Source organism: Roseateles sp. P1_C1_2 (assembly GCF_056406535.1).
Map to the genome: position 1 here is coordinate 102,224 of NZ_JBFUAB010000025.1, position 26,594 is coordinate 128,817.

The 26,594-nt window shown below is 67.4% G+C and carries 26 protein-coding genes; 15 read left to right on the forward strand and 11 right to left on the reverse strand.

Going from position 1 to position 26,594, the window contains the following annotated elements; genetic code table 11:
• Positions 1 to 221 precede the first annotated feature (221 nt).
• From AC1D2H_RS23470 to AC1D2H_RS23500, 7 genes are all read right to left on the reverse strand, one after another.
• On the reverse strand, positions 222 to 2,072 hold the full coding sequence (locus AC1D2H_RS23470) for an ABC transporter ATP-binding protein (RefSeq protein ID WP_478012632.1): 1,851 nt from the start codon (positions 2,070 to 2,072) through the stop codon (positions 222 to 224).
• Complete coding sequence (locus AC1D2H_RS23475) at positions 2,065 to 3,501, reverse strand: ABC transporter permease (protein WP_478012633.1); 1,437 nt, start codon at positions 3,499 to 3,501, stop codon at positions 2,065 to 2,067. Before AC1D2H_RS23475 ends, AC1D2H_RS23470 begins: the two co-directional genes overlap by 8 nt.
• Positions 3,498 to 4,481 (reverse strand): ABC transporter permease, encoded by a 984-nt coding sequence (locus AC1D2H_RS23480; protein WP_477935500.1) that lies wholly within the window; start codon positions 4,479 to 4,481, stop codon positions 3,498 to 3,500. The genes AC1D2H_RS23475 and AC1D2H_RS23480 overlap by 4 nt, the downstream gene beginning before the upstream one ends.
• A complete protein-coding gene (locus AC1D2H_RS23485; protein WP_478012634.1) occupies positions 4,481 to 6,658 on the reverse strand; it encodes an ABC transporter substrate-binding protein in 2,178 nt (725 codons plus the stop codon). Before AC1D2H_RS23485 ends, AC1D2H_RS23480 begins: the two co-directional genes overlap by 1 nt.
• Before the next feature lie 171 nt (positions 6,659 to 6,829).
• Positions 6,830 to 7,816, reverse strand: a complete 987-nt coding sequence (locus AC1D2H_RS23490; protein ID WP_478012635.1) for an LD-carboxypeptidase — start codon at positions 7,814 to 7,816, stop codon at positions 6,830 to 6,832.
• Positions 7,816 to 8,358: a tRNA adenosine(34) deaminase TadA gene (gene tadA / locus AC1D2H_RS23495; protein ID WP_477935494.1), complete on the reverse strand. Its 543-nt coding sequence runs from the start codon at positions 8,356 to 8,358 to the stop codon at positions 7,816 to 7,818. The genes AC1D2H_RS23490 and tadA overlap by 1 nt, the downstream gene beginning before the upstream one ends.
• A 16-nt stretch (positions 8,359 to 8,374) precedes the next feature.
• Positions 8,375 to 8,887, reverse strand: coding sequence for a winged helix DNA-binding protein (locus AC1D2H_RS23500; protein WP_477935492.1), 513 nt, complete (start codon positions 8,885 to 8,887; stop codon positions 8,375 to 8,377).
• A 48-nt stretch (positions 8,888 to 8,935) separates the two neighbouring features.
• Between AC1D2H_RS23500 and pxpB the strand changes: the two genes are divergently transcribed.
• The 6 genes from pxpB (at position 8,936) to AC1D2H_RS23530 (ending at position 14,069) form a co-directional block, all read left to right on the forward strand.
• A complete protein-coding gene (gene pxpB / locus AC1D2H_RS23505) occupies positions 8,936 to 9,589 on the forward strand; it encodes a 5-oxoprolinase subunit PxpB (RefSeq protein ID WP_477935490.1) in 654 nt (217 codons plus the stop codon).
• A complete protein-coding gene (locus tag AC1D2H_RS23510) occupies positions 9,586 to 10,518 on the forward strand; it encodes a 5-oxoprolinase subunit C family protein (protein ID WP_477935488.1) in 933 nt (310 codons plus the stop codon). The genes pxpB and AC1D2H_RS23510 overlap by 4 nt, the downstream gene beginning before the upstream one ends.
• On the forward strand, positions 10,503 to 11,237 hold the full coding sequence (gene pxpA, locus AC1D2H_RS23515) for a 5-oxoprolinase subunit PxpA (RefSeq protein WP_477935486.1): 735 nt from the start codon (positions 10,503 to 10,505) through the stop codon (positions 11,235 to 11,237). The genes AC1D2H_RS23510 and pxpA overlap by 16 nt, the downstream gene beginning before the upstream one ends.
• A 179-nt stretch (positions 11,238 to 11,416) precedes the next feature.
• Complete coding sequence (locus tag AC1D2H_RS23520) at positions 11,417 to 12,127, forward strand: DUF969 domain-containing protein (RefSeq protein ID WP_477935484.1); 711 nt, start codon at positions 11,417 to 11,419, stop codon at positions 12,125 to 12,127.
• Positions 12,124 to 13,083: a DUF979 domain-containing protein gene (locus tag AC1D2H_RS23525; RefSeq protein WP_477935482.1), complete on the forward strand. Its 960-nt coding sequence runs from the start codon at positions 12,124 to 12,126 to the stop codon at positions 13,081 to 13,083. Before AC1D2H_RS23520 ends, AC1D2H_RS23525 begins: the two co-directional genes overlap by 4 nt.
• Complete coding sequence (locus AC1D2H_RS23530) at positions 13,083 to 14,069, forward strand: DUF72 domain-containing protein (protein WP_477935480.1); 987 nt, start codon at positions 13,083 to 13,085, stop codon at positions 14,067 to 14,069. Before AC1D2H_RS23525 ends, AC1D2H_RS23530 begins: the two co-directional genes overlap by 1 nt.
• Here AC1D2H_RS23530 and AC1D2H_RS23535 read toward each other — a convergent pair.
• The 3 genes from AC1D2H_RS23535 to AC1D2H_RS23545 form a co-directional block, all read right to left on the reverse strand.
• On the reverse strand, positions 14,059 to 14,289 hold the full coding sequence (locus AC1D2H_RS23535) for a hypothetical protein (protein WP_477935478.1): 231 nt from the start codon (positions 14,287 to 14,289) through the stop codon (positions 14,059 to 14,061). The genes AC1D2H_RS23530 and AC1D2H_RS23535 overlap by 11 nt on opposite strands.
• 92 nt (positions 14,290 to 14,381) lie before the next feature.
• Positions 14,382 to 14,927 carry a 2'-5' RNA ligase family protein gene (locus AC1D2H_RS23540; protein ID WP_477935476.1) on the reverse strand — a complete coding sequence of 182 codons (546 nt, stop codon included), beginning with the start codon at positions 14,925 to 14,927 and terminating at the stop codon, positions 14,382 to 14,384.
• Positions 14,928 to 14,931: 4 nt separating this feature from the next.
• Positions 14,932 to 15,192 (reverse strand): hypothetical protein, encoded by a 261-nt coding sequence (locus AC1D2H_RS23545; protein ID WP_477935474.1) that lies wholly within the window; start codon positions 15,190 to 15,192, stop codon positions 14,932 to 14,934.
• A 77-nt stretch (positions 15,193 to 15,269) separates the two neighbouring features.
• Between AC1D2H_RS23545 and nirK the strand changes: the two genes are divergently transcribed.
• The 5 genes from nirK to AC1D2H_RS23570 all read left to right on the forward strand — a co-directional run bounded on the left by nirK (position 15,270) and on the right by AC1D2H_RS23570 (position 21,120).
• The gene (gene nirK, locus AC1D2H_RS23550; protein WP_477935472.1) at positions 15,270 to 16,703 is read left to right on the forward strand and encodes a copper-containing nitrite reductase; all 1,434 of its coding nucleotides are present in this window, start codon (positions 15,270 to 15,272) and stop codon (positions 16,701 to 16,703) included.
• Entirely contained in the window at positions 16,703 to 17,425 is a 723-nt protein-coding gene (locus AC1D2H_RS23555) for a formylglycine-generating enzyme family protein (protein ID WP_477935470.1), read from the forward strand. Before nirK ends, AC1D2H_RS23555 begins: the two co-directional genes overlap by 1 nt.
• Positions 17,422 to 17,976, forward strand: a complete 555-nt coding sequence (locus AC1D2H_RS23560) for an SCO family protein (RefSeq protein WP_477935468.1) — start codon at positions 17,422 to 17,424, stop codon at positions 17,974 to 17,976. The genes AC1D2H_RS23555 and AC1D2H_RS23560 overlap by 4 nt, the downstream gene beginning before the upstream one ends.
• A gap of 298 nt (positions 17,977 to 18,274) precedes the next feature.
• Positions 18,275 to 20,263 carry a S1 family peptidase gene (locus AC1D2H_RS23565; RefSeq protein ID WP_477935466.1) on the forward strand — a complete coding sequence of 663 codons (1,989 nt, stop codon included), beginning with the start codon at positions 18,275 to 18,277 and terminating at the stop codon, positions 20,261 to 20,263.
• Between the two features lie 44 nt (positions 20,264 to 20,307).
• Positions 20,308 to 21,120, forward strand: a complete 813-nt coding sequence (locus tag AC1D2H_RS23570; protein WP_478012636.1) for a substrate-binding periplasmic protein — start codon at positions 20,308 to 20,310, stop codon at positions 21,118 to 21,120.
• Between the two features lie 377 nt (positions 21,121 to 21,497).
• Here AC1D2H_RS23570 and AC1D2H_RS23575 read toward each other — a convergent pair whose 3' ends face one another.
• A complete protein-coding gene (locus AC1D2H_RS23575) occupies positions 21,498 to 22,451 on the reverse strand; it encodes a LysR family transcriptional regulator (protein WP_477935462.1) in 954 nt (317 codons plus the stop codon).
• Between the two features lie 103 nt (positions 22,452 to 22,554).
• Between AC1D2H_RS23575 and AC1D2H_RS23580 the strand changes: the two genes are divergently transcribed.
• The 4 genes from AC1D2H_RS23580 to AC1D2H_RS23595 form a co-directional block, all read left to right on the forward strand.
• A complete protein-coding gene (locus AC1D2H_RS23580; protein WP_477935460.1) occupies positions 22,555 to 22,929 on the forward strand; it encodes a nuclear transport factor 2 family protein in 375 nt (124 codons plus the stop codon).
• 126 nt (positions 22,930 to 23,055) lie between these two features.
• Positions 23,056 to 23,637 (forward strand): TetR/AcrR family transcriptional regulator, encoded by a 582-nt coding sequence (locus tag AC1D2H_RS23585; protein ID WP_477935458.1) that lies wholly within the window; start codon positions 23,056 to 23,058, stop codon positions 23,635 to 23,637.
• A gap of 517 nt (positions 23,638 to 24,154) precedes the next feature.
• Entirely contained in the window at positions 24,155 to 24,949 is a 795-nt protein-coding gene (locus AC1D2H_RS23590; protein ID WP_478012637.1) for an alpha/beta fold hydrolase, read from the forward strand.
• Between the two features lie 40 nt (positions 24,950 to 24,989).
• A partial coding sequence (locus AC1D2H_RS23595; protein WP_478012638.1) for a PEP/pyruvate-binding domain-containing protein occupies positions 24,990 to 26,594 on the forward strand: 1,605 nt, incomplete at its 3' end.

Genomic DNA, 26,594 nt, shown 5'->3' on the forward strand with positions numbered 1-26,594 from the left:
GACACTCCTGAATGGATGGATGCCCGCCTGTGTGGTGAGGCAGTGCTGGCCGGATAGGGCCAATCCTTGACCTGAGCGATCGGCTCAGATTTGGGGTGCCGGAAGTTTGTGCGGGCGCAACATTCGCCCCGCCCCGTAGATGCCCTTAGGGCGCCGCCACCCACAGGTAAGCCCTTGATGCGAAAGGGTTTCCTGAAGTTACGAAGCCTAGAGTGAAACCCCTAGCCGTTGTCGGCACGCGACGAGGCCGGGACGAGGCGCGGAACTGCCTTTAGTAAAGCTTGCGTAAAGCTTGCAGAAGGCTGTCTGAAAATTTCTTCACAACTTCCGCGCTCGACGACGCGACCCGCCTGCATGACGGCGACGTCGTCGGCGATGTACTCGACGACACCGATGTTGTGGGTGATGAAGAGGTAGGCCAGGCCCTGCTCGCGCTGCAATTCGCGCAGCAGGTTGAGGATCTGGGCCTGCACCGACACGTCCAGCGCCGACGTCGGTTCGTCGCAGACGATCAGGCGCGGCTCGACGGCCAGCGCACGGGCGATGGCGATGCGCTGGCGCTGGCCGCCGGAGAACTCATGGGGCCAGCGCTGCAGCGCGTCGCGGCGCAGGCCAACCTGGTCGACCAGGATGTACAGGCGCTCGCGACGAGCGGCCGCGTCCAGGTCAGGACGCAGCGCGATCAGCCCCTCCTCCAGCACGTCGGCGACGCGCATGCGCGGGTTCAGCGACGCGAAGGGGTCCTGGAAGATGATCTGGATGTGGCGCCGCGCCCGCAGCAGATCGGCGCCGCCCAGCTTGAACAGATCCTGGCCTTCGAAGAGGGCCTGGCCGCTGATGACGGCCTGGCGACGCAGCAGTTGCACGATGGCCTTGCCCGAGGTCGTCTTGCCGCAGCCGGACTCACCGACCAGGGCCAGCGTGCGGCCTGTGTGCAGTTGGAAGCCGATGCCGTCGACGGCATCGAAGTGGCGCGGGCCGCGGTGGAACAGCGGCGCCTTCAGCATGAAGCGCACCCGCAGCTCGCGCACGTCGAGCAGAGGCGCGCCCTGCCCTGGCTGCAGCAGCGGCCGTGGCTCGGCCGGCACCGCCGCCTCATGCGGCAGGGCCTCGCCAGGCTGGCTGTAGAGCAGGCAACGCACCTGGTGCTGCGGGCCTTCCTCGGTCAGCGCGGGCAGCGTGCCTGCACAGTGGCTCATGGCCTTGTCGCAGCGAGGCGCGAACCTGCAGCCCGAGAATTCAAGCCACAGCGGCGGCACGGTGCCGGCAATGGCCGCCAGCGGCTCGCCGCGCCTGGCGGCATCGGGCAGGGCCTGCAGCAGCAGGCGTGCATAGGGGTGCTTGGGCGCGGCGAAGAACTCGGCCGCGGGTGCGACCTCGATGATCTGGCCGGCATACATCAGCGCCACGCGGTGGGCCATGCCGCTGACCACGGCGAGGTCGTGGGTGATCAGCAGCACCCCGAGTTGGCGCTCGCGCTGCAGGTCGCGGATCAGGTCCAGGATCTGCGCCTGGATGGTCACGTCCAGCGCCGTGGTCGGCTCGTCGGCGATCAGGTATTCCGGCTCGGCGGCCAGCGCGATGGCGATCATGACGCGCTGCTTCTGGCCACCGGAGAGCTGGAAGGGGTAGTCATCGATGCGCCGCTGCGGCTCGGGAATGCCGACGCGGGCCAGCCAGTCGAGGGCCTTGGCGCGTGCGGCCGCGCCGCGCAGCGGTGTGTGGGCCTCGATGGCCTCGACGATCTGCTGGCCGACCCGCATGACCGGGTTCAGGCTGGTCGACGGCTCCTGGAAGATCATGGCCACCCGGCCGCCGCGCACCTCGCGCATGCGGCTCTCGGGCAGGGCCAGCAGGTTCTGGCCGTCCAGTCGCACGGCGCCACCGGCGACGCGGCCGTTCTCGGGCAGCAGGCGCATCAGGGCCAGCGCCGTCATGCTCTTGCCGCAGCCGCTCTCGCCGACCAGCGCAAAGGTCTCGCCACGCGTCAGCGCCAGGCGCAGCCCGTCGAGGGCGCGCACCAGGCCGGCGTCCGCATCGAGCTGAACCCGCAGGTCGTCGATCTCAAGCATCGAAACTGCCCTTGCGCTGGAACACCCGCGGTCGGGCGGAACGCGCCTTGGGATCGAAGGCGTCGCGCACGCCGTCGGCGAACAGATTGGCCGCCAGCACCAGGCCGACCATGAAGCCGAAGGCCGCCGCGAAGCTCCACCACACCACGGGGTCGCGCGACATCTCGGCGCGGGCCAGGTTGATCATGCTGCCGAAGCTGTTCATCAACGGGTCGACGCCGACGCCGATATAGGTCAGCACGGCTTCGTAGAGGATGAGCTCGGAGAAGCTCAGCACGACGGTGATCAGCACCAGGTGCATCACATTGGGCACGACGTGGCGGGCCATGATGCGCAGATCGCCCACGCCGAAGGCCGTCGCGGCCTGCACGTAGTCGAGCTCCCTCACCTTCAGCGTCTCGGCGCGCACCAGGCGGCACAGCCCGGCCCAACCGGTCAGGCCGAGGATGAGGCAAAGCATCAGCATCTTGACGTCCGAGCGCTCGGCCGCCGTCTCGAAGAGATCGGGGTTCTTGTCGAAGAAGACCTGCACCAGCAGCACGCAGGCGGCGATCAGCAGCACATTCGGCACCGAGCTCAGCGTCGTGTAGAGGTACTGGATGAGCTCGTCCACCCAGCCCTTGTAATAGCCCGCCAGCACGCCCAGCAGCAGCGCGATGGGCAGGGTCGCGAGCGTGGACAGCGCGCCGATGACGAAGGCTGTCCGCACGCTCTTGAGCGCCTGCACGAGCACGTCGTTGCCGGTGCGGTCCGTGCCGAAGACGTGATAGTGGGGCATCAGCGCGATGACGRGCCCGGCCAGCAGCAGCACGACGGCCAGCGTGACGAGGATGGCACGCAGCGGATAGAAGGTACGGTCGGCGGTAATGTCTGCCAGTGCACAGCGCCAGCCGCCATGGCGCCGCGCCAGGGCCGCCGCGGTCAGCGCGACGGCCGCGAGGGCGAGCGCCAGGCCGCCCGCCAGGCCAGCGCCCGTGCGCATGGCCACGTCACCAGCCCATTGCGTGGCCGGGTCGCTCAGGTGGGCGCCGCCGAACTGCAGGCGCGGGTAGTCGCGCTTCACCTCGCCCTGGGCGTCGACGACGCTCTCCTTGTTGAAGCCATGCGTTCCCAGCGGCACCGAGTAGCTGACCTCGCGCATGGCGAGCTGGCGCGCCAGCAGCAGGTCCAGCGCCGACAGCGTGCTCGTGTCGTAGACGGTGCTGCCGTCCGTCGTCGGCAGCGCGCGGCGCAGGTGCAGGCTGTCCACCAGCGTGACGAGCAGGAAAAGCAGCATGACGACGCCAGCACAGGCGGCGACCGGATCGCGCAGCACGCGCCGCCACGTCGCCCGCAGATTGGGCTGGCATCTCACCCGCCACGCATAGGCCAGCACCGTGGCGGTCATCAGCCACAGGGCGAGGTCGGTCCAGAGCGGCACGAACTTCATGACAACCTGACGCGGGGGTCAACCCACGTGTAGGCGATATCGATCAGCGCATTGCTGGCGATGTAGAGCAGCGCACCGAGGAAGACCATGGTGCGCACGATGGCGAAGTCCTGGCCCGTGATGGCCTCGATGACGAAGGCGCCCAGGCCGGGGATGCCGAAGAAGCTCTCGAACACCAGGCTGCCGAGGAAGACATACGGCAGATAGCTGCCGGCGCTGGTGATGATGGGGATGAGGGCGTTGCGCAGCACATGGCGGCTCAGCACCCTGCCCTCGGAGAGGCCCTTGGCGCGTGCCGTGCGCACATAGTCCTTGCCCATCTCCTCGAGGAACATCGCACGGTACAGGCGCGCCTCGCCGCCCAGGCGCGACAGCAGCGACAGCAGGATGGGCAGGGCCAGGAAGCGGAGCGCATCCAGCCCCGGCGCGAAGCCGTTCATGGGCACGAGCTTGAGCACGCGCGCGAACAGGAACTGGCCGACGATGATGTAGAACAGGCTGGAGATCGACAGCATCAGCACGCACAGCACGACGCCCCAGAAGTCGATGCGGCTGTGCCGGAAGAACACCAGCAGCAGCGAGAAGGCGACGCTGACGACGACCTGCAGCATGAACAGGGGCAGCGCCAGCTGCAGGCTGACGCCCATGCGCACCTTGATCTCGTGGCCGATGTTGATGGCCTGACGCGCGTCGCTCTTGCCGAAGTCCAGTGCGAACAGCGACACCGAACGCTCCCACAGGATGGTGTGGGTGACGCGCTCGCCGCCCTGCCTGGTGGCATCGAAGTAGAGCGGCTTGTCGTAGCCACGCTCCTGCTTCCACTTGTCGATCTGCACCTGCGTGACGCGCTTGCCGCCGATGTTCAGCCGCGCCATGTCATCCGGCGTATTGACCGAGAAGAACAGGAAGAAGGTGAAGAGGTTGACGCCGATCAGGATGGCCAGGCCATAGCCCAGGCGGCGCAGCACGAAGGACAGCATCAGGCCCCCTCCCCCTGCACCTGCACGGCCGTGGCCGTCTCGCGGGCGCGCCAGGCGCGGCGCGTGGCGATGAAGATGACCAGCCCGCCGGCCGCCAGCAGCAGCAGCGGCCACCAGACCGGTCGGTTCCACTCGGCGATGCTGCGCGTGCGCTCCTGGGCGTCCACGCGCAGATAGCGGGCACGGTCGCGCACGACGACGCCGGGCTTGCCGTTGTGCACCCAGCGCTGGAAGGCCACGCCCGAATAGCTCCAGAAGCCCCAGGCCCAGGGCGAATCCTGGCGCGCGATGTCCGTCATCTGCGCCATCACCCTGGCCTTTTCGGGGCCATCTTCCAGCGACTGCAGCCTGCGGAACAGGCGGTCGAACTCGGGGTTGGCGTAGTTGGCCGTGTTCTCGCCCTCGTGGTGGCTCTTGCTGTTGGGGCCGTAGAGCAGGAAGAGGAAGTTCTCGGCGTCGGGGTAGTCCGCGAACCAGCCCCACCAGAAGATCTGGTGCTTGCCCTTCAGGATCTTTTCCTGGAACTGGTTGAAGTCGGTGGCGCGGATGTCGAGCTGGATGCCGAGCTTGGCGAACTGGCGCACCATCCAGTCGTTCTCGGCCTTGAGCTCGGGCGTGATGACGCGCTGGAAGTCGTAGTTCAGCACCAGCGGCTTGCCGGTCCTGGCGTCGCGGCCGTCGGGGTAGCCGGCCTCGGCCATCAGCTTGAAGGCGTCTTCCAGCGGCCGGCGCACCGGCTTGCCGTTCACGAGCCGGTGCGTGACCGGGTTGTACTCACCCGCGTCGCCCTCTTTCGACCCATACACGCCCGGCGGAATCGGCCCGTGTGCCGCGTCGCCGCCCTYGTCGCGGAAGATGCGGCCATAGCCCTCCTCCCAGTCGATGGCGATGGAGATGGCCTGGCGCAGCGCCTGGTTGCGCTTCTGCTGCTCGGGCGTGTCGCCGCGGCCGACGACGGGATCCAGCCAGTTGAAGCCGAGGTACCAGCTGCTGATGTCGACGTCCATGGGCAGCTGGAAGCCCCGCTGCTCGAAGAAGGCCTTGACCTCGTCGGAGTCATCACGGTCGACGGCGAGGTTGACGCCCCAGTCGGCACGGTCCATCTCGGGCAGGTCGAGATAGCCCTGCTTGAACAGCTCCTTGATCGGCACCTTCTCCTTCACGTTGATGGCCACGACCTTGTCGACGAAGGGCACGCGCTTGCCGCAGTCCGCCAGCCGCCCGGCTTCAGCGTCGCCGGGGCTGCCGTCGCAGGGGTAGGTGTCGGGCCGGTAGTTGGGGTTGCGGCTCATCACGTGCCGGCGGTCCTGCACGTACTCGGTCATCATGAAGGGGCCGCTGCCGACCGGCCATTGGTTCCATGTCAACGAGTTGGCCGCCATGCCGGGCTGGGCATAGAAGGCGTCCACTTCCCAGGGGATGGCGGCCGTGAAGTTGGTGGCCAGCCAGAAGCGCCATTGCGGATAGCGGCCCTTGAGCCGCACGCGCAGCAGATGCTCGTTCACCGCCTGGGCGCCGGCCAGCGGCCACTGGCGGAGGTCCAGGAAGGGCTTGTCCGCCAGGCTGTCGGGCTGGCCGGCGAGCTGCCGGACGCTCTCGCGCTTCATCTGCGCGACATAGTCCGCCAGCCCCAGGATGTGCTCGGAGAACACCGCCTGCATGGGTGTCTCGATGCGCGGGTTGGCATGGCGCTTGAGCGCGTAGACGAAGTCCTCCGCGACGACCTCGCGCGTGCCCAGCTGCTTGAAGTCGAAGGGGCTGCGCTTGTCGCCCAGCTCGCCGGGCTTGAGGTGGTGGTAGAGATAGCCGCCCTGGGCATCCCTGGCGAAGGCGGGATGGGGCGACCACTTCAGGCCCGGGCGGATGGGGATGTCGTAGACGGCCTCGGCGATCTGCTCGTCCGGCGCGTCATCGGGCAGGCGCTTGCCCTGGGCATCGAGGTAGTAGGGCTGGACCACCTCGGCGGCGGAGCGCGGGATCAGCGTGTAGGGGCGCTTGAGCGGGTGGTAGCCATAGGGTGGCTCGCTGATCTCGTAGGTGTAGGTGCTTTCGGGCGCCGTATAGGACGAGGTCGGGTCCAGATAGCGCGGCGAGCGCTCGGCGAAAGCCATGTAGAGCGTGTTCTCACGCTCGGCACCATGCGGGTGGGGGCTGTTGTTGCAAGCGGCGAGCGACATGAACGCCAAAGCGCCCAAGCCACCCCTGATCCAATACCCGATTGCACCCAACACCGACCCCAAAAGACAGCGCCCCGGCGCGGGCCGAGGCGATGTGGGAATGATAGTCGGGCGACTCGTCTATACAGGCCCTGCCAGAGCTAAAAGCGGCGAGGAAAACCCGGGGTGACTTCAGTGATGGTCGTGGCCGCAGTCGTCGCCGCAATCGCCATCATGGTCATGGTGGGCGGCATGTGCCAGCCGCGGGTCGGACTRCCAGCCCAGAATGGCCTCGCGACCCTGCACATAGAGCTCCACCGTGCCACCCACCGGCAGGCAGACCTTGGTGCGCACATGGCCGAAGGGCAGACCGGTCAGCACCGGCGTTTTGGTGCGCGCGCGCAGCGCGGCCACGGCGTCCTTGATGCCGTAGCCACGGTCCAGCGGCGACTTGGCGGCACCGCTGAAATCGCCCAGCAGCACGGCCGCCTGGGCGTCAATGACGCCGGCCTGCTGCAGCTGCAGCAGCATGCGTTCGACGCGGTAGGGGTGCTCGTTGACGTCTTCCAGGAAGAGGATGCCGCCCTTGACCTTGGGCCAGTGCGGCGTGCCCAGCAGCGAGCACAGCACCGTCAGGTTGCCGCCCCAGAGCCGGCCGCGCGCTTCCAGGCCGTCGAAGCCACCGGTCGGTTCACGAAAGCCCACGGCCTCCAGCGCGCCGCTCATGGCCTCGGTAAAACAGTCCTGCGTGATCTCGTCGACACCGCCGTCGGCCTGAGTCCGGCCGAAATCGTCGCAGGCCAGCGGGCCGGCCCACATCGACAAACCCTTGTGGCGAGCGATCAAGCCGTTCTGCAACGCCGTCAGGTCGCTGTAGCCGACCCAGCGCGTGCCCTGCTCGATGCTGCGCGCGATGCGGCCCCAGTCGAGCTGGTCGAGCAGGCGCGTCAGGCCATAGCCGCCGCGCGTGGCCAGGGCGACCGAGGGCGCGGCGTCGGCAATGCGATACAGGGCCGCGAGCCGCGTCGCGTCGTCGCCGGCAAAGCGTTGATGTTTGGCCAGCGCATCGGCATCGATGCTGACCTCGAAGCCGAGTTGCGTCAGCCGCTTGGCCGCCAGCTTCAACGGTGCAGCCTTGGCGAGCACGCCGGACGGCGTGAACAACGTGAGTGAGGTCATCAGGATGGGTCCAGTTCGGTGGCTTCGCCGGCGGGAATGAGCCCTTGCCGTTCGGCGCGACGGGCGCGTGCGGCTTCGCGCCGCTCGGCGAAGAAGTCGCGCAGCAGCTGCGAAGCGGCGTCGGCCATCAGCCCGCCCTCGACGCGCGTGTGGTGGTTGAGCTGGGTTTGGCCGAACAGATCGATGACCGAGCCGGCCACGCCGGTCTTGGGGTCGGCGGCGGCGAAGACGACACGCTTGAAGCGCGCATGCATCAGCGCCATCGCGCACATCGCGCAGGGCTCCAGCGTCACGAAGAGCTCGCACTCCGGCAGGCGGTAGTTCTCCAGCAGCGTGGCCGCGTGGCGCAGGGCCACGATCTCGGCATGGGCCGTCGGGTCGTGCGTGGTGATGGGGCGGTTGTAGCCGGTCGCGATGACCTGGCCGGCGCGCATGATGACGGCACCCACCGGCACCTCACCGACCAGCCAGGCGTTGTGCGCCTGGTCCAGCGCGAGCCTCATGGCTTGTTCATCGGCGGGCGTGTAGATCGGCTCGGTCATCGGACCGGCAGTTTACTTAGAGGGAAGCGGCGGACCGGGATGCCTGGTCGTACAACCCCGACAGCAGCCGCATCAGTTGCGCGCTGTCGCCGATGTCCTGGTTCTGCTGGCCGCTGTCCGCCAGCGCTTCCATCAGGCAGCGCTCGCGCACCTCGCGGTAGGCCTCGCACAGGGCCTGACCCTGTTCGGTGGTGGAGAAGAAGGCCTCCTTGCCGATCTTCTCGCTGCTGACCAGCCCCATGCCGACCAGCTTGCGCAGCGAGTAGGCGACGACGTGGGTGTCCTCCACGTTCAGCACGAAGCAGATGTCGGCCAGCTTCTTCTTGCGGTCGCGGTGGTTGACGTGGTGCAACAACGAGATGTCCAGCGCGGCCAGATCCTTCATGCCGGCGGCGGCCATGCAGCGCACCATCCAGCGGTTGAAGGCATTGCTGACGACGATGAGGCCGAACTCGAACTCCGACAGCTCGGCGCTCTTGTCCGACACCAGATGCGAAGACGACACGATGCTGCGAACCATGATTGACATGATAAACACGTGTCGAATACAAATCGTATACGTTTTATTGAAATCCAAATGAGCAGCACGCCGCCCGACCTCCTCATTCGCCCGCTGGGCGAGGCGGCGCTGTGCTGTGCGGTCGACGCGCCCATCGCCCTCGATCACCAGCAGCGCATCTGGCAGCTCGGCGCGGGCCTGGCCCAGACCGCGGGCGTGCTGGGCCTGATCCCTGGCATGAACAATCTGACGCTGACTTTCGACCCGCTGCACACCGATGGCCAGGCGCTGGAGCAGGCCGTTCGCACGCTGTGGGCCAGGCCGCTGCGCCGCCAGCAGGTGGGTCGCCTCGTCGAGATCCCGGTGCGCTACGACGGCCCTGATCTGGGCGACGTCGCCGGCCATTGCGGCCTTTCGACCGCTGAAGTCGTGCAACGCCACACCCAGGCCGAATATGTCGTCTTCTTCATCGGCTTCCAGCCCGGCTTCGCCTACCTCGGCGGGTTGGATGCCTCGCTGCACACACCGCGCCGCAGCGAACCGCGCGTGGCCGTGCCGGCCGGCAGCGTCGGCATCGGCGGCGCGCAGACCGGCATCTACCCCCTGGCCACACCCGGCGGCTGGCAACTCATAGGCCGCACCGCCCTGCCCCTCTTCGACCCGCAAGCCGAGCCGCCCACGCTGCTGGCGCCCGGCGACCGCGTGCGCTTTGTCGCGGAGGGCGCTGCATGATCGAGCTGCTGCGCGCCGGCCCGCTGACCACCGTGCAGGACCTCGGCCGCGAGGCCTGGCGCGATCGCGGCATCAGCCGCTGCGGCGCCGTCGACGACCTCGCGCTGAGCTGGGGCAATCTGCTCGTCGGCAACCCCGTCAACGCCGCCGGCCTGGAGTTCACGCTGGGCCCGGCCGTGCTGCGCCTGGATGCCGACTGCTGCATCGCCATCACCGGCACCGATGCCGAAGCCTCGCTGGACGGCCGCCCGCTGCGCCCCTGGTGGCGCCACCGCGTGCGAGCCGGCCAGACGCTCAAGCTCGCCGCGCCGCGCGAGCGCATGAGGAGCTATCTGAGCGTCTCGGGCGGCATCGCCGTGCCCGAGGCCCTGGGCTCGCGCAGCACCGACCTGAAGGCCGGTTTCGGCGGGCTCGAAGGCCGCGCTCTGCATGATGGCGATGCACTGCCGCTGGCCACGCCCGAGCGCCTGCCCGCACGCAGCATCGGCATGCGGCCGCCCGACTGGGACGCGACGGTGCGGGTGCTGCCCGGCCCGGAGCACGAGGACTTTTCCACGGCTTCCCGCGAAGCCCTGTGGGCCGCTGACTGGAAGCTCACGCCGCAGAGCAATCGCATGGGCTACCGCTTCGCCGGCCCCGAGCTGCGGCGCGAACGCGGTGCCGAGCTGGCCTCGCATGGCGTGCTGCCCGGTGTCATCCAGGTGCCGCCTTCGGGCCAGCCCATCGTCCTGCTCGCCGATGCGCAAACCACGGGCGGCTATCCCAAGATCGGCGTCGTCATCCGCGCCGACCTGTGGAAGCTCGGCCAGCTGCGCCTCGGCGCCACCTTGCGCTTCACGCCCTGCACTACCGATGAGGCCACCGCCGCACTGCGCGAACGCCAGACCACGCTGGCCCAACTGAGGACTGCCCTATGCATGTCGACCTGAACGCCGACCTCGGCGAAGGCGCACCCGACGACGCCGAACTGCTGGCCCTCGTCAGCTCCGCCAACATCGCCTGCGGCTGGCATGCCGGCGATGCGCGGCTGATGCAGGCCACCGTCGCGGCGGCGCTGCGGCACGGCGTCGCCATCGGCGCCCATCCCAGCTACCCCGACCGCGAGAATTTCGGGCGCAGCGAGATGCAACTCGCGCCCGATGCAGTTCGCGCCGACCTGATCTACCAGATCGGCGCACTGGACGCCCTGGTGCGCGCCGCCGGCGGTCGCCTGCATCACGTCAAGCCGCACGGCGCCCTCTACAACCAGGCCGCGCGCGACCCGGACCTGGCCGACGCTATCGCCGCCGCCGTGCTCGACGTCAATCCAGCGCTCGCCGTCTACGGCCTGGCCGGCGGCGAGTTGCTGAAAGCCGCCGAACGCGCCGGCCTGCGCGCGGTCGCCGAAGTCTTCGCCGATCGCGGCTACCGCGCGGACGGCAGCCTGGTGCCGCGCAGCCAACCCGGCGCCTTCATCGAAGACACCGGCACGGCCGTCGCACGCACGCTGCGCATGGTGCGCGACGGCGTCGTGCAGGCGGTCACCGGCGAGACCGTGCCGATGCAGGCCCAAACGATTTGTCTGCACGGCGACGGCCCGCATGCCCTCGCCTTCGCCCGTGCCTTGAACCAGGCCCTCACCCAAGCCGGCGTGCAACTGCGCGCCTGAAATGACGCCCCTCGTCCAATCTCGCCCGGCTGAACGCCGACGAGCCCGGTCGATCCCCCGAGGGGATGACGATGCTCACGGCATCGAGCCGCGAGCACATCGTCAGCGCGGGCCGGCTCGGGAGCGGCCCAGCGCTCGGCCCGCAAGAATCATGTGTGAACACGCAACGGAGAACTGACATGACCCCCACCGTTTCCCTCTGGCCGCTGATCGGCGTCGCCGTCGTCATCGTCGGCTTCGTGCTGCGCTTCAACCCCGTCCTCGTCGTCGCGGTGGCGGGCATTGCGACCGGCCTCGCAGCCAAGCTGCCGCCCGACCTCATCCTCGCCAAGCTCGGCACCGGCTTCGTCAAGACACGCAACCTGCCACTGACCCTGCTGCTGCCCCTGCCCATCATCGGCCTGCTGGAACGCCATGGCCTGCGCGAGCGCGCGCAGACATGGATCGCGGGCATCCGCTCGGCGACGGCGGGCCGGCTGCTGGTCGTCTACCTCTTCATCCGCGAGACCGCTGCGGCGCTGGGCCTGACGTCGCTGGGCGGCCATGCCCCGATGGTGCGGCCGCTGGTGGCGCCCATGACCGAAGCCGCCGCCGAGAAGACGCACGGCCCCGTGCCACAGGCGGTACGCGACAAATGGAAGGCCATGGCCGCGGCGACCGACAACGTCGGCCTGTTCTTTGGTGAGGACATCTTCGTCGCCTTCGGCTCCATCGTGTTGATGCAGACCTTCCTGGCCGAGAACGGCATCGTCACCGACCCGCTGCACATCGCGCTGTGGGGTATCCCGACGGCCATCGCGGCCTTCCTCATCCACGCCGCGCGGCTGATCCGCATGGACCACCGCCTGCCGCAAGACATCGCCCGCGCTCGCGCCGAGGAGGCCAAATGAATTCCATCCTCAAGCTCGACCAGCTCTTCCTGCTGACCGGCGCCGCGCTGCTCATCGTCGCCTGGCTGACCTGCCGCGACCGCAGCAATCCGCGACGCTGGAGCAGCGGCCTGTTCTGGGCGCTGTGGGCCGTCATCTACCTGGTCGGCGACAGCCTGCCGCCCGTCGTCTGCGGGCTGATCGTCCTCATGCTCGCCGCGCTCGGCGGCCTGGGCGGCGTGTCCATCGGCAAGCATGGCCAGCGGGAGCCGGCCGAGCGCCAGGCCAGTGCCGCCCGCCTGGGCAACAAGCTCTTCCTGCCCATCCTCGCCATCACCACGCTGGCCCTGGTCGGCACGCTGACGTTGAAGGATGTCAGCCTTGGCGGCCTGCTGCTCGTCGAGAGCAAGAACGTCACGCTGATCAGCGTCGGCCTCGGCGCCCTCATTGGCCTGGTTGGCGCGTTGTGGATGACGCGCGAGCGCCCCATGCAGGCCGTGCGCGAGGCACGCCGCCTGCTCGAGACCATGGGCCCGGCGGTGCTGCTGCCGCAGCTGCTGGCCACGCTGGGCCTGCTCTTCACCGACGCCGGCGTCGGCAAGGCCGTTGCCCATCTGACGACGAGCTATATCCCGGTCGACAACGTGCTGTTCGCCGTCGCGGCCTATGCGCTGGGCATGGCGCTGTTCACCATGGTCATGGGCAACGCCTTCGCGGCCTTCCCGGTCATGACGGCCGGCATCGGCATCCCCATCCTGCTCGGCATGCACCACGGCAACCCGGCCGTCATGGCGGCCATCGGCATGTTCTGCGGTTACTGCGGCACACTGATGACGCCCATGGCCGCCAACTTCAACATCATCCCCGCCGCCCTGCTCGAACTGAAGGACAAGAACGCCGTCATCCGCGCGCAATGGCCCACGGCGCTGCTGCTGCTGGGCGTCAACATCGTGCTGCTGAAGGTATTGATGTTCTGATGCAGGACCAGCTGTTCGGTGGCGACACGCCGGCCCAGCGCAGCCGCGGCGTCCAGCCCGCGCCGCCGGCGGCTGCTGACTTAGCGCTCGCCGCCGCGCTGCCGCCCCAGGTGCATCTCGGCACGTCCACCTGGAGCTACCCGGGCTGGCAGGACCTGGTCTGGGCCGGCAAGCACAGCGAGGCGACGCTGTCCAAGACCGGCCTCAGCGCCTATGCCGCCCACCCGCTGCTGCGCGCCGTCGGCATCGACCGCGGCTTCTACCGGCCGCTGGCGGCCAGCGACTTCGAGCGCCATGCCCAGCAGGTGCCCCAGGGCTTTCGCTTCACGGTGAAGGCGCCCAGCCTCGTGACCGACGCCCTGGTGCGCAGCGAGGACGGCCGTGGCCAGGAGCCCAATCCCCTCTTCCTCGACGCGACGACGGCGTTGCAGACCTTCATCGAGCCGGTCTTCGAGGGCCTGGGCACGCGCATCGGCGCCCTCGTCTTCCAGCTCAGCCCGCTGCCGGGGCCGCTGCTCGCGCGCATGAGCGAGCAGTTCGATCGCCTGCACGCCCTGCTGCTGGCATGCCCCAAGCCACCCGCCGGCGTCATTGCGGTGGAGGTGCGCGACGCCGCCTGGCTGACACCCGACCTCGTCGCCCTGCTGCGCGACGCCGGCGCGCGCTACTGCGTCGGCCTGCACCCCAAGCTGCCACCTCTGCAGCAGCAATTGCCGCTGCTGCGGGCGCTGTGGCCGGGGCCGCTGGTGGTGCGCTGGAACCTGAACCGCCTGCACGGCCCCTACGGCTACGAGGAAGCGGAGAAGCGCTACGGCGAGTTCAACGCGATGCTGGACCCCGACCCCGAGACGCGGGCCGAGCTGGCCCGCATCATCCGCGGCACGGCGGGCGCGGGACAGGACGCCTTCGTCACCATCTCCAACAAGGCCGAGGGCTCGGCGCCGCTGAGCGTGCGCGCCCTGGCCGAGGCCATCGTCAAGGGGTGACGCGCTTGGTCCGGCTGGCGCGCGGCTTGGCTGGCGCCTTGGCCGCGGTCTGGGGCACGGGCAGATTGCCGCCCTCGGCCTCCCAGCGGTTGACATCTTCGCGATGCAGCTGGCGGTCGTGATGCACGCGGCGCTGATGCTGTTTGTGGCTCAGGTGCTTGACCACCTTCATGGCCAGGGCCGACGTGGCGAGGAGGGCAAGAATGGGCTTGAGGATCATGACAGCCTCCACTGGAAGGGATGGACGCATCGTGGTCGCTCCGGGGTTTCGCGCCCGTCGGCCGGCGTCTTCACGGCCTGTAGGAGCAGGCCTCAGCCCTGCAGCGGCCAGCGTGCGATGACGTCATGCCGCGTCAGCCCCTGCGGGCTCTTCACGAGCACGAACTCGCTGGCGACCCAGCCCGGCAGCTCGACCGGCCAGTCCGGTGCCGCCCGCTTGTCGTAGCGCAGCGTCAGGTGGGGCTCGTAGTCCAGCTCCGGCTCACTGAAACCATGGGCCACGAGCCGCTCCAGGAGGGCATCGCGCAGCTCGCGCACCGCCTCCAGGCCCTGGCCGCCCGTCAACACGAAGGGATGCTTGGACGAGCGTTCCTTGCCCCAGCTCCTGAAGGCGTCGAAGCTCAGGTCGAAGGCCGGCCACACGAGCTCGGACGCGGCGCGGCTGGCCAGCTCGACGAGGCGCGCATCCGGCTCACCGTCGACATAGCCGAAGTAGTGCAGCGTGATGTGGAAGATGCGGCTGGGCCGCAGCCGTGGCTGCAGGCCGCGCGCCTCATGCTCGGCGGTGGCAAAACGGGCAATGCGCTCGGCCGTCTCTTCATCGGGCCGCAGCGCGAAGAAGAGCTTGTGGCCGGTCACGGCCTCAGTTCGTCGCGGCCGAAGCGGCTTCGGCCGCCTTCCTGGCCGCCTCGTCGATCGAGCCCTGCACCTGCTGGCCGACGTCATTCGGCCTGGGCAAAGCCCCGGCGGCTGCCGCAGCCGACGCGCCGGCCGCAGGCGGCTTCAGCGCTGTGGCCTGTTTCTTGGCGAGCGACAGCACGATGGCCGCGACGATGACGAGGGCGAGAAGGCTGAAGGCTGCGCGCATGGCGGGGCAGAGGAAGCTGATGTGGCCGAGGAGCATAGCCCGCCCTTGATCTGGCGCAAGGTGGCGACCCAAGGCTCTTCCTAGCATGGCCCGAACCACAACGGAGACCCGTCATGCTGCTGCGCCTGCTTCTGCTCGCCGCGATCACCGCGTCCACGCTGGCCCAGGGCGCACCCGCCCTGCCAGTCGTCCAGGCCCAGCTGACCAGCCCGCCCTTCGTGCCACCGCCCACCGGGCGCAAGACGCCAGCCAAGGTCATCGTCGAGTTGGAGGTCATCGAGAAGGACATGCCCATCTCCGAAGGCGTCAGCTACACCTTCTGGACCTTCGGCGGCACGGTGCCGGGCAGCTTCATCCGCGTGCGCCAGGGCGACACGGTGGAGTTCCACCTGAAGAACCACCCCAGCAGCAAGATGCCCCACAACATCGACCTGCACGGTGTCACCGGCCCCGGTGGCGGCGCGGCGTCCAGCTTCACCGCGCCGGGCCACGAGTCGCAGTTCAGCTTCAAGGCGCTGAACGAAGGCATCTACGTCTACCACTGCGCGACGGCGCCGGTGGGCATGCACGTGGCCAACGGCATGTACGGCCTCATCCTCGTCGAGCCGCCGCAGGGCCTGCCCAAGGTCGACCATGAGTTCTACGTCATGCAGGGCGACTTTTACACGACCGGCAAATACCGCGAGAAGGGCCAGCAGCCCTTCGACATGGAGAAGGCCATCGCCGAGCAGCCGACCTATGTGCTGTTCAACGGCGCCGAGGGTGCACTGACCGGCGAGCGTGCCTTGCAGGCCAAGACGGGCGAGACGGTGCGCATCTTCGTCGGCAATGGCGGGCCCAACCTCGTGTCCAGCTTCCACGTCATCGGCGCCATCTTCGACAACGTGCGCTTCGAGGGCGGCACGCTGGCGCAGAAGAATGTGCAGACGACGCTGATCCCCGCCGGCGGCGCGGCAATAGTCGACTTCAAGGCGCGCGTGCCGGGCAGCTATGTGCTGGTCGACCACTCCATCTTCCGCGCCTTCAACAAGGGCGCACTCGCCATCCTGAAGATCGACGGCCCCGAGGACAAGGCCATCTACTCGGGCAAGGAGGTCGACTCGGTCTACCTCGGCGATCGCGCGGCGCCCAACCTGAAGGCCGTGGCCACGGCGACGACGGCCGCCGCCGCCGGCACGCTGACGCCCAAGGACCAGATCGCCGCCGGCCAGGCCCTGTTCGCCGGCACCTGCTCGGTCTGCCACCAGGCCAATGGCGCCGGGCTGCCCGGGGTGTTCCCGCCGCTGGCCAAGTCCGACTGGCTGGGCCAGGACCCCAGGCGCGCGGTCGGCGCCGTGCTGCACGGCCTGTCGGGCAAGGTCAAGGTCAACGGCAAGGACTACGACTCGGTGATGCCGCCGATGAACCAGCTCAACGATGACGAGGTCGCCAACATCCTGACCTATGTGCTGAACAGCTGGGGCAATGCAGGCGGCAGCATCTCCGCCGATGAAGTGAAGAAGCAGCGCGCCGCCAAGCCCGCCACCACCAACCAGGCGGGGCATTGATGAACCTCGCCACCGCGCTGGCCGGCCTGGCCGGCGCGGCCTATGTGGCGCTGCCGGGCGGCACGCTGAACAGCGTGCTGGCGCGCGACACCGACCGCGAGCCGACGCAGGTCGCCGCCTTCCAGTTGCGCGAGACGCCTGTCACGCGCGCCGAGTTCCGCCGCTTCCTGGAGGCGCATCCGCAATGGCAGCCGGGTCGCGCGCCGGCGGTGTTTGCCGGCGCCGGCTATCTGCCGCAGGGCCTCGACGACACGGCGGCACCGGTCACCGGCGTCAGCTGGTTTGCGGCCCAGGCCTATTGCGAAGCCGAAGGTGGGCGGCTGCCGACCTGGTACGAATGGGAATACGCGGCGGCCGCCGACGCGACCCGCACCGATGCACGCGGCGACGCCGCCTGGCTGGCACGCATCCTCGGCTGGTATGCCCGGCCCGCCAACGGGCCGCTGCCCGCCGTGGGCGGCGAGGCCAACGTCTACGGCGTGCGCGACCTGCACGGCCTGGTGTGGGAGTGGGTGGACGATTTCAACGCGCTGCTCGTCAACGCCGACAGCCGCAGCGGAAACGATCCCGACCGGCTGAAGTTCTGCGGCGCCGGCGCCATCGACCTGCAGGACCGCCAGAACTACGCCGTGCTGATGCGCGTCGCCCTGCTCTCTTCGCTCAACGCGGCCGACAGCACCGGCAGCCTGGGCTTCCGATGTGTTCACGAGGTGCAGCGATGAAACGACGACTCATGCTCGGCTGGCTCGCCCTGACGGGCGCGGCCCTGGCCCTGCCCGGCGATTCCGTCTACCAGTTCGACGCCACCCTGACCGACCAGCTCGGCCACACGGTCAAGCTCGACGCCGCACGCGGCCAGCCGGTGCTGGTCAGCATGTTCTACACGTCCTGCCAGTTCGTCTGCCCCATGCTCATCGACGCCGCACGCGACACCCAGGCCGCGCTGCCCGAGGCCGAGCGCCGGCGCGTGAAGGTGTTGCTGGTCAGCTTCGACCCGACACGCGACACCCCGGCCAGGCTGGAAAGCATGGCCCGAGAGCGCGGCCTGGACGCCTCGCAATGGACGCTGGCCCGCACCGACCCGGCCACCGCGCGCAAGATCGCCGCGCTGCTGAAATTCCAGTACCGCGCCCTGCCCGACGGCGAGTTCAATCACAGCGCCGAGCTGATCCTGCTCGACGGCGAAGGCCGCATCGCGGCCCGCACAGCCATGCTGGCGGGCGCCGACACGCGCATGGTGGCAGCGATACGCAAGCAGCTGGCGGCGCGATGACACGGCCATGCAACCCACGCCACCACGGCCACCATCGTGGCGCTGGCCATCGCGTTGGCACACTGCGCCAGCGCAAGGCCTGCCCCGACGGCTGTTGATCGTGCATTGACCTGGCGGCAAGCCTGACACCCGCCGCCGCGGGGACGCCGAGGAAGAGCCCCGCACCGGCAGCCGGGCCGACAGGCCCCAGTCAGGCACTTCATCCTTCTTCACCCGCTCGATACCAGCCGGCAGCCTGCCCGCCACAACATCCCTCGGCGGCCCCGCCCTCTTCGGGCCGCCACCATCAGGGAGGCGTATGCAAAAGTCATTGGCAGCGGCAGCTCGCATCGGCGGGGCCGTGGTTCTCGCTCTGCAGCTCGGCGTCGGCGCGTACGCGGCGCCGCTGGAGGCCGGCATTCAGCGCAACGTGCGCGAGGCGACCTTTGAAGTCGTACTGCCCAAGCCGGCCCAGGAGTCCGTCACCTACGACAAGCCCTGGCAGGAGCTGATTCCCTACCAGCTGCGCTCCGACAAGTACGTGTCGATAGGGACTGCCTTCGCCATCGGCCCGAACCAGTACGCCACGGCGATGCACGTGCTGATCGCGGCGTTCGGCGACTCGCGCGGCGAGCCGATGCTGCGCGACGCGGACGGCAAGCTCTATCCGATTGCGCTGATCACCAAGGGCTCCACCGACCAGGACTTTGCGGTGTTCACGCTGGCGAAGCAGCCGGATCGCTCCGCCTTCCTGGAACTGAACGACAAGCCGGAGCTCAACGAGACGGTCTACGCCGTCGGCAACGCACTCGGCGAGGGCGTCGTCATGCGGGAAGGGAACTACACGTCGGACACGCCGGAGGAGGAGAGCGGGCGCTGGCAGTGGATGCGGTTTTCCGCGCCGATATCGGGCGGCAACAGCGGTGGACCGCTGATCGACGCCAAGGGCAGCGTGATCGGCCTCGTGCGTGCCATGCGCACCACCGAGAACACGCTGAACATTGCCGTTCCCGCCGCGCTCGTGAAGAGCGCGCCGGACCACCTGGTGAGCGCGGATTCGCGCGCCGTCACCGGCTTTGCCGTCTTCGACAAGACGCGAGCGGGACGATTCAAGACGGACATCCCCGCGCCCAAGAGCTTCGCCGAGCTGTCGGCGGCCTACATGAAGGCGGTGGAAGAGTTCAATGCGACCCAGCTGCGCGGGCTGCTCTCCGACAACGCGAACGAGACCTTCCCCCGCGGCAGCGGCAGCGAACGGCTGCTTCACGGCCTCTACGAGCGTAGCGCGCCCGCCATCGTCGTGCAGAACGGCAACGGCAACTGGACCTTCACGCAGCCGAGCTACACGCGGCTCGATCTTGGCCGCGAGGGCTGGCAGGATTCGGCCAACTTCAAGGGATACCTTGTGTTCCACCGGCACAAGCCGGACGACGTCAATCAGGCGAAGTGGTATTCGGACGCCCAGATGGTCAGGGAGGCGGTGCTCAAGGCGTCCCCGGCCACGATCCACATCAATGCCGAGAATGCCAAGGTCGTTTCAATGGGCGCCCCGACCGAGGACACCCTCTTCACCGACACCTGGGGCCGGGTATGGCAAGTGCGCGCCTGGCGCATCACCACCTGGTTCGGCAGCGACTGGCTGGTCGAATTCGACCTGCCCGTGCCCGACGGTACGGTCGGTTTCGAGAGCAGGGTCTCCACGCTGGGGCGCAATTTCCAGATCGAGCGAATGAAGCTGCTGACCGGCTTCTTCGCGGCGTCCTACGAAGGAAAGCTGTCGCAATGGGACCGCTTCCTGTCGCAGCGGGCCCTGCTGCCCAAGCCGCTGGCGGCATCGGTGCTGCATATCGACTATGGCCACAGCTTCGCCTTCGACGATCGCCGCGTGGCTTTCAGCTACGGGCCCGAGTTGCAGAAGATCGATCAGGGCAGCCGTCTGCGGCTGGACTTCGCCTTCGCCCGTGAACCCGAGGGAGCCCAGTTCGACATCGCAGGCATCGTGGCCTACAACCCCGACGAGAAGACCGAGATCGACGTCTTTCGCCATGGGACACCCGCCGAGGTCGGGAGTGAGGCCGCGAAGACGGAATGGCGCAAACGGCTTCATCACGCCCATCCCTACGACGGCGTTGCGCTGACCGCGAACAACAGGCAAATGATCAGCACGATCTATGGCGTTGCGGATGCCCAGCCGGCTCCGGACGTCCTCTATACCTTCCAGTACCGCGCCGAGACCGGCACGCCGCAGGACCGGATGAAGGCCAAGCTCGACCTGCTGATGCAACAGGCGAAGGTCAACGAGCGCTGATCGCGCGACGGCACGCTAGCCCGACCGAGTTCTAAACTCGAAGGATGAAGGCAGTCCTGACTTGTCTGGTGGCGACGCTGTTCGCCAGTGCTGAACTGCAGGCCCATGAAGCGCCCTGCGGGCCTTATCAAGTGGCCTTCTACGAAACGGGCTTGCTGTACTTCAAGAACCCGGCAGGCGACTACGTCGGCATTGACCGCGATGTTGTCGAGGAGGTCGGCAGGCGCACGGGCTGCACCTTGGTGCGAGTCATGGAGTCTCGCGTGCGCACCTGGACGGCGCTGGCCGGGGGTACGCTTGACATGACGGTCTCGGGCATAGAAACGCTTGAGCGGCAGAGATTTGCGTACTTCGTTCCTTACGTCCTGAACAATCGCAACTACCTGATCGTGCGCAACGAACTGGCTGCCGCAACGAAGACCATGGACGAGTTCCGAGCGCAAAAGTCTCTACGTCTGGGTGTGGTCAAGGGTTTCGTCCATGGCGCAACGCTGGACGTCTGGATTGAAACACTCCGTCGCGAAGGCCGCATCGATGACGTGGCAGATCTTGAAGTTCTCGCCAGAGTCTTTGCTGCAGGACGCGTCGATGCCTTCCTAAGCCAACCGGTGGTTTGGGGCCCACTACTCAAGCGCAACCAGTTGGCCGGAAAGGTTCAAATCCTCGACTTCGCGCCGCAGGACAACGCAGTCCTCGGACTCGTGCTGTCGCGCCAGCGGGTTGCCGCCGTCGACGTCGACAAGATGCGCAACGCGATCGAGACGATGCGCACCGACGGCACGCTTGAGGCGATTTTCGCGCGCTATGTTGACCGGCCGACAGCCCGAGCGCTTGCGACGCGACCCAGCGAAAAATAGCGGCAGGCAACCGATACCGTCAGGGTGCCTGACGGTAGCAACTCGGGTTGTCAGGATCCAGCCCGGCCCGACTTTGAATCACTCCCACTCGATGGTCAAGCTGCGAGCGCGCTCGAAGGGGCAGCATCAAATATTCGGTGCCTAGTTCATAGCGATACCGTCACCAGCGTCGACGGATCCCTACCGCTGGCAAACCCGCACTCGTCGTCCCACAGCGCCTCGAGTTGGACATGCGCCGTTCTAGTGACCTCATTTCGGTCTGCCGAGGCGCCCAGCATTGGCCGAAATGACGGTATCAGAGCGTCCAACTACGCATGGTCTGACGGTATCAGCGACGGTATCGACTCGCGCTCTGAACGAACTTGAACTCGGAGTGCCTATGGCCCCGCTGACGGTTGGCAGGCGTCCTTCCTGGGCTGGGGCCCCGCCATCATGCGGACTACAAAATCGATGAATGCCCTGACCTTGGCCGGAACGTGGGCGCGGCTGGGATAGTAGACATAGAGAGGAAAAGTCTCGTCTGGCCAGTCCGTCAAGATGGTCTCGAGCGTGCCCGCTCTCACGTGCGTGTCGACACCGAGGTCGATCACCTGGGCGACCCCGTAGCCTGCGAGGCAGGCCCCAATCTTGGTTCCAGCGTCCGTGACCGTCAGGCTGCCGCTGACGGCCACTTTGACCTTCTCATCGCCACGCCAGAACTCCCACTCGAAAGGCCTGCCGGTGGCGGGATCGATGGCCTTGATGCATTCGTGACCGTCATCCACCAAATCCTGTGGGGAGCTGGGCCTACCGCGTTGCGCCAGATAGGACGGTGCGGCGACGGTCAGAACGCGCGGACTGTAGAGACGGCGGCAGACCAAGGTCGAGACCGACGGAGGCCCAAACCTGACTGCAAGATCAAACCCGTCGCTCACCAGGTCCGAGAGTTCGTTCCGCGTCTCCAGCCTCAGTTGAAGGGACGGGTGGGCCGCCAGGAATTTCGCCAACTCCGGTGCCAACACGAGGCCGGCAAACCGCGCATCGCAGGCGACGCGCAGCGTACCGCTGACGGCTGATGCCTGGTCGGCGGCGCCAATGGTCGCATCCTCTAACCCCTGGAGAAGGGGCAGTACCTTCGAGAGCAATGCATGGCCAGCGTCCGTCACTTCAACGTGTCGGCTTGTGCGATGCACGAGCTTGGCGCCCAAGCGGTCCTCCAATCGCTGGATGGAGCGGCTCACCGCAGGCTGTGTCTTACCCAGACGGGCAGCGGCCCGACCAAAACTTTTCGATTGGGCGACCGCATTCAGCGTCAGCAGGCCGATGACAAGCCCTCCATCCAGATCATCCATGGTCTATGTGTTTGGGTAATGGCAGCGATAACCGCTTCGCTGTAGTCGAGCGCGGAAGGATTCCTCACTATACGAATCGTTCAACCAGTGATGAAGGCCCGCGATGACCCAGACCCAAGCCGTAGCCGCTTTGATAGAGGATTACTTCGAACTGGCCTATGAGCCGAAGAGCCGTGACTTCAACAAAGTCTTCCACCCGAGCTGCTTCGTGCAGTGGCTTGACGGAGGACGACTGAATGTCTTGTCCTCGCAGGACTATGCGTCGCTCATCCGTGGGAGGCCGAGTCCCCGCTCAACTGACGCGCCGAGGGACGAAGCGATCCTCTCGGTTGAGCACGTTTCGGACTGCCTTTCAACGGCGAACGTGAGGGTGCGGATCGGCAAGAAGTTGTTCAACGATCACTTCGTCCTGCACAAGGTTGAGGGCGAGTGGCTGATCACGGTGAAGGCGTCCTTCGTGGTAGGCAGTTTCGACTGAAGGGCGGACGGCCTGTGGACGCAGGTCGCGCCGGGCCTGATTCAGCGCGATCTTCCCGACACTTGACACGACATTAAACGGAGGAATATTCTCCGCTTATGGACCGAAGAACTGACTTGGCGTGTGATGCGGGCTGACGCCCAGAAGAATCGGCAACGGCTTGTTGAAGTCACGGTCGACCTGATCCTGGAGGTGGGCGGCGAGCCGGCACGAGACGCTGTCGCCGAACGCGCCGGGGTGGGCATAGCAACCCTCTACAGGCACTTTCCGGATCAACAGTCCCTTCTGCACGCCGCCGTTCGTCATGTACTGGAAAAGACCATCCATGCTGGAGAGGCCCTCGTTGAATCGGTTCCCGACGGCGTCGATACGCTGCGCCAATACATGCACGTGGCGCTCGACAACGGGATCGGGGCGGTGAACATCATTCACCCACTCCTGGAAAAACGAGACTGGAACGATCTTCGCTCCCGCGCGGCGAAGCTCATGAAATCCCTCGTTGCACGCGCCAAGCAGGGCGGTTCGCTTCGCGCTGATCTCTCCGAGCGGGACATCGTGTTCGCCCTGACGCGCTTTGCACGGCCGCTGGCCATGGGAATGCCATCGAGCGAAGAGCGCTCGCTCGCTCACCGGCACCTCGATTTCTACATCGACGGGCTGTGCGCTCCACAGCCGCGCGATGCCAATCCTCGGCCGCAAGACAGATGAAGGCACTCACCGACTTCGCGGCGGCGCTTTGCCTTCTCGCCGCTCTGCCCGCGTTCGCAACGGTAGGCGAGCGGCATCGGCTTGCCCATCAACCCAGCGCGGCGGTTCGAGACGCGGACCACCGCACCGAGGTCGCTAGACGGAGGGCTCACCGTGAGTGAGACCGGCCAGGCTCCGCCGTCCCAGAACGAACCGCTCGTCCTTGCCACGAGCCGGCCGTCGCTGCTGACTGCCTGGACCACCTTCGCCCCTACCCGCATATGACGTTCGCGCAGCCGCCGCCAGATCGGGCGAGGCGCAAGCCGCGCAAACCGTCCTAGGCGCTTTCCCCTGACCCTGACCTGCCTTCGTGGTGACTTGCATGAGCCGCCAGGGAGGGTTGCATCCCCATGAACCGGAGACACGCATGCACCGACGCCAGCTGTTCTCGCTGCTCACCCTTCCTGCGCTGACCGCGCTCCCCTTCACGGCCAAGGCGGCCCCTGCTTCCACCTCTCAAACACCCACTGGAGTTCCCATGACCGACGCCATCCGTTCCGCCCACGCTGCCGTCAACGGCGTGAATCTGTATTACGAGATCCACGGCAGCGGCCGCCCGCTCATGCTGCTGCACGGCGGCGTGTCGGCCAGCGAGGCGTTCGGTCCCAACCTGGCCGCGCTGGCCGCGCAGCGCCAGGTCATCGCCGTGCACCTGCAAGGCCACGGCCACACGCCGGACGTAGAGCGCCCGCTTCGCTTCGAGGACATGGCCGACGATGTGGCCGCGCTGGCCCGCCACCTCGGCCTGAAGAAGATCGACGTGATGGGCTATTCGCTGGGCGGCGGTGTGGCGCAGCAGGTGGCGGTCCGCCACCCCGGGCTGGTGGACCGGCTGGTGGTGGTGTCGCAAGTGTTCAAGCGCGCCGGCTGGTACCCCGAGGTGATTGCCGCGTTCGACGCGATGGCAGCGCACGCGCCGATGATCGCGCAGAACATCGCACAGTCACCCATGGCCAAGCTCTACCCGAACGTGAAGTGGGAGGCGTTGCTGCGCAAGATCGGCGAGCTTGAAAGCCACGACTACGACTGGACGGCCCAGCTCGCCGCCGTGAAGGCGCGCACGCTGCTCGTGTTCGCCGACGCCGACGCGATGCGGCCCGAGCACATGGTGGAGTTCTACAAGCTGCTGGGTGGCGGGCGGCAGGACGCAGGCATGGACGGCTCGCAGCGGCCGGCGGGCCAGTGGGCCGTCATCCCGAACACGACGCACTACAACCTGCTGGCGACTGACGCCGTGGGGAAGGCCGCGGCGGCCTTTCTGGATGGAAAGTGACGGCCAACTGGCCTCTCAACGGCAATTGAGAGCTCAAGCAATGGCATTCACCGCTGCACCTTCGGGTCCCTATGCTTTGCGGCTCGCGGACGTTGATCGGACACTGCTCAATACCGTCGGCGGCAAGGGAGCCAATCTTGGGGAACTGGCGCGAATCGAGGGCATTCGCGTTCCGGACGGGTTCTGCGTAACGACACAAGCCTTTCAGCGCATCCTTACAGAAGTGCCGACCTGGCACGGTCTGCTGGATCGCCTGTCAGGCCTGAAGGCTGATGATCGTGAAGAGATCAGGTCCGCCAGCGCCGACATCCGCCACGCCATCGAGGCCGCCGCGATGCCCGGCGACCTCGTCGACGCGATCACCGCCGAGCTGCGGGGCCTTGGCGAGGAAGCTGCGTATGCGGTCCGCTCCAGCGCGACAGCCGAGGACTTGCCGACCGCGTCGTTTGCAGGTCAACAGGACAGCTATCTGAACATCGTCGGGCTTGCAGACATCCTGCGGCAGATCAGCCGGTGCTGGGCATCGCTGTTCACCGAGCGTGCCGTCGCCTACCGGCTGCGCAATGGCATCGACCATCGTCAGGTGCTGATGGCCGTGGTGGTCCAGCGGATGGTCGTCCCGCGCGTGGCGGGCGTCCTGTTCACCGCCGACCCGGTCTCATCCAACCGCAAGGTGGCTGCCATCGACGCCAGCTTTGGGCTGGGCGAGGCGCTGGTGGGTGGACTGGTGAATCCAGACCACTACAAGGTGCGGGACGGGCTGATCATCACCCGAACGACAGGCGACAAGAAGCTGGCCGTCCTGGCCTTGCCGGAGGGCGGCACGCGGGAGCAGGCGGTCGCCGCCGCATTGCAGAGTCAACCGGCCCTCACGGACGCACAGGCGCTGGAACTCGTGCAGCTCGGTCGGCGGATCGAATCGCACTTCGGCTGGCCCCAGGACATCGAATGGTGTCTCCAGGACAACGGTTTCCATTTCGTGCAGAGCCGTTCCATCACTACGCTGTTTCCCGTCCCTGCGGCGACCGACCACGAGAACCACGTCTACGTGTCGGTAGGCCATCAACAGATGATGACCGACCCGCTGCGGCCTCTTGGCGTGTCGATGTGGCAGCTGATGAATCCCCGTATGCATGATGCGGGCGGGCGGTTGTTCGTGGACATCAGCCAGGCGCTGGCATCGCCAAGCCAGCGGGCCAGCCAGTTGGCCATGCTCGAACGAGGCGACCCTCTCGTGCGCGATGCCATCGAGACCCTGCTTCGGCGCGGCGACTTCATCCCGACGGTACGCGACGCGGCCCCTCAACCCGCGCGGCCGGTGGGCAACGAGGCGCAAGCAGACGTCGATGTGTCACTGGTCGGGGAAATGATCGAGGCGTACCGCGTCTCCATCGCGGCGGCCGAGCGCGACCTCCGCACGAAGGCCGGCAACGCGCTGCTGGATTTCATCTTGAGCGACATCCAGGAGCTCAGGAAATTGCAGTCGGCGCAGCAGAGCATCAAGCTCATCTTCGCGGGGGTCGAGGCGCAGTGGTGGCTCAACGACCAGTTGAAGGCGTGGCTGGGAGRGAAAAACGCGGCCGACACGCTGACCTTGTCGGTGGCCGGCAACGTGACGACCGAGATGGGGCTGGCGCTGATGGAC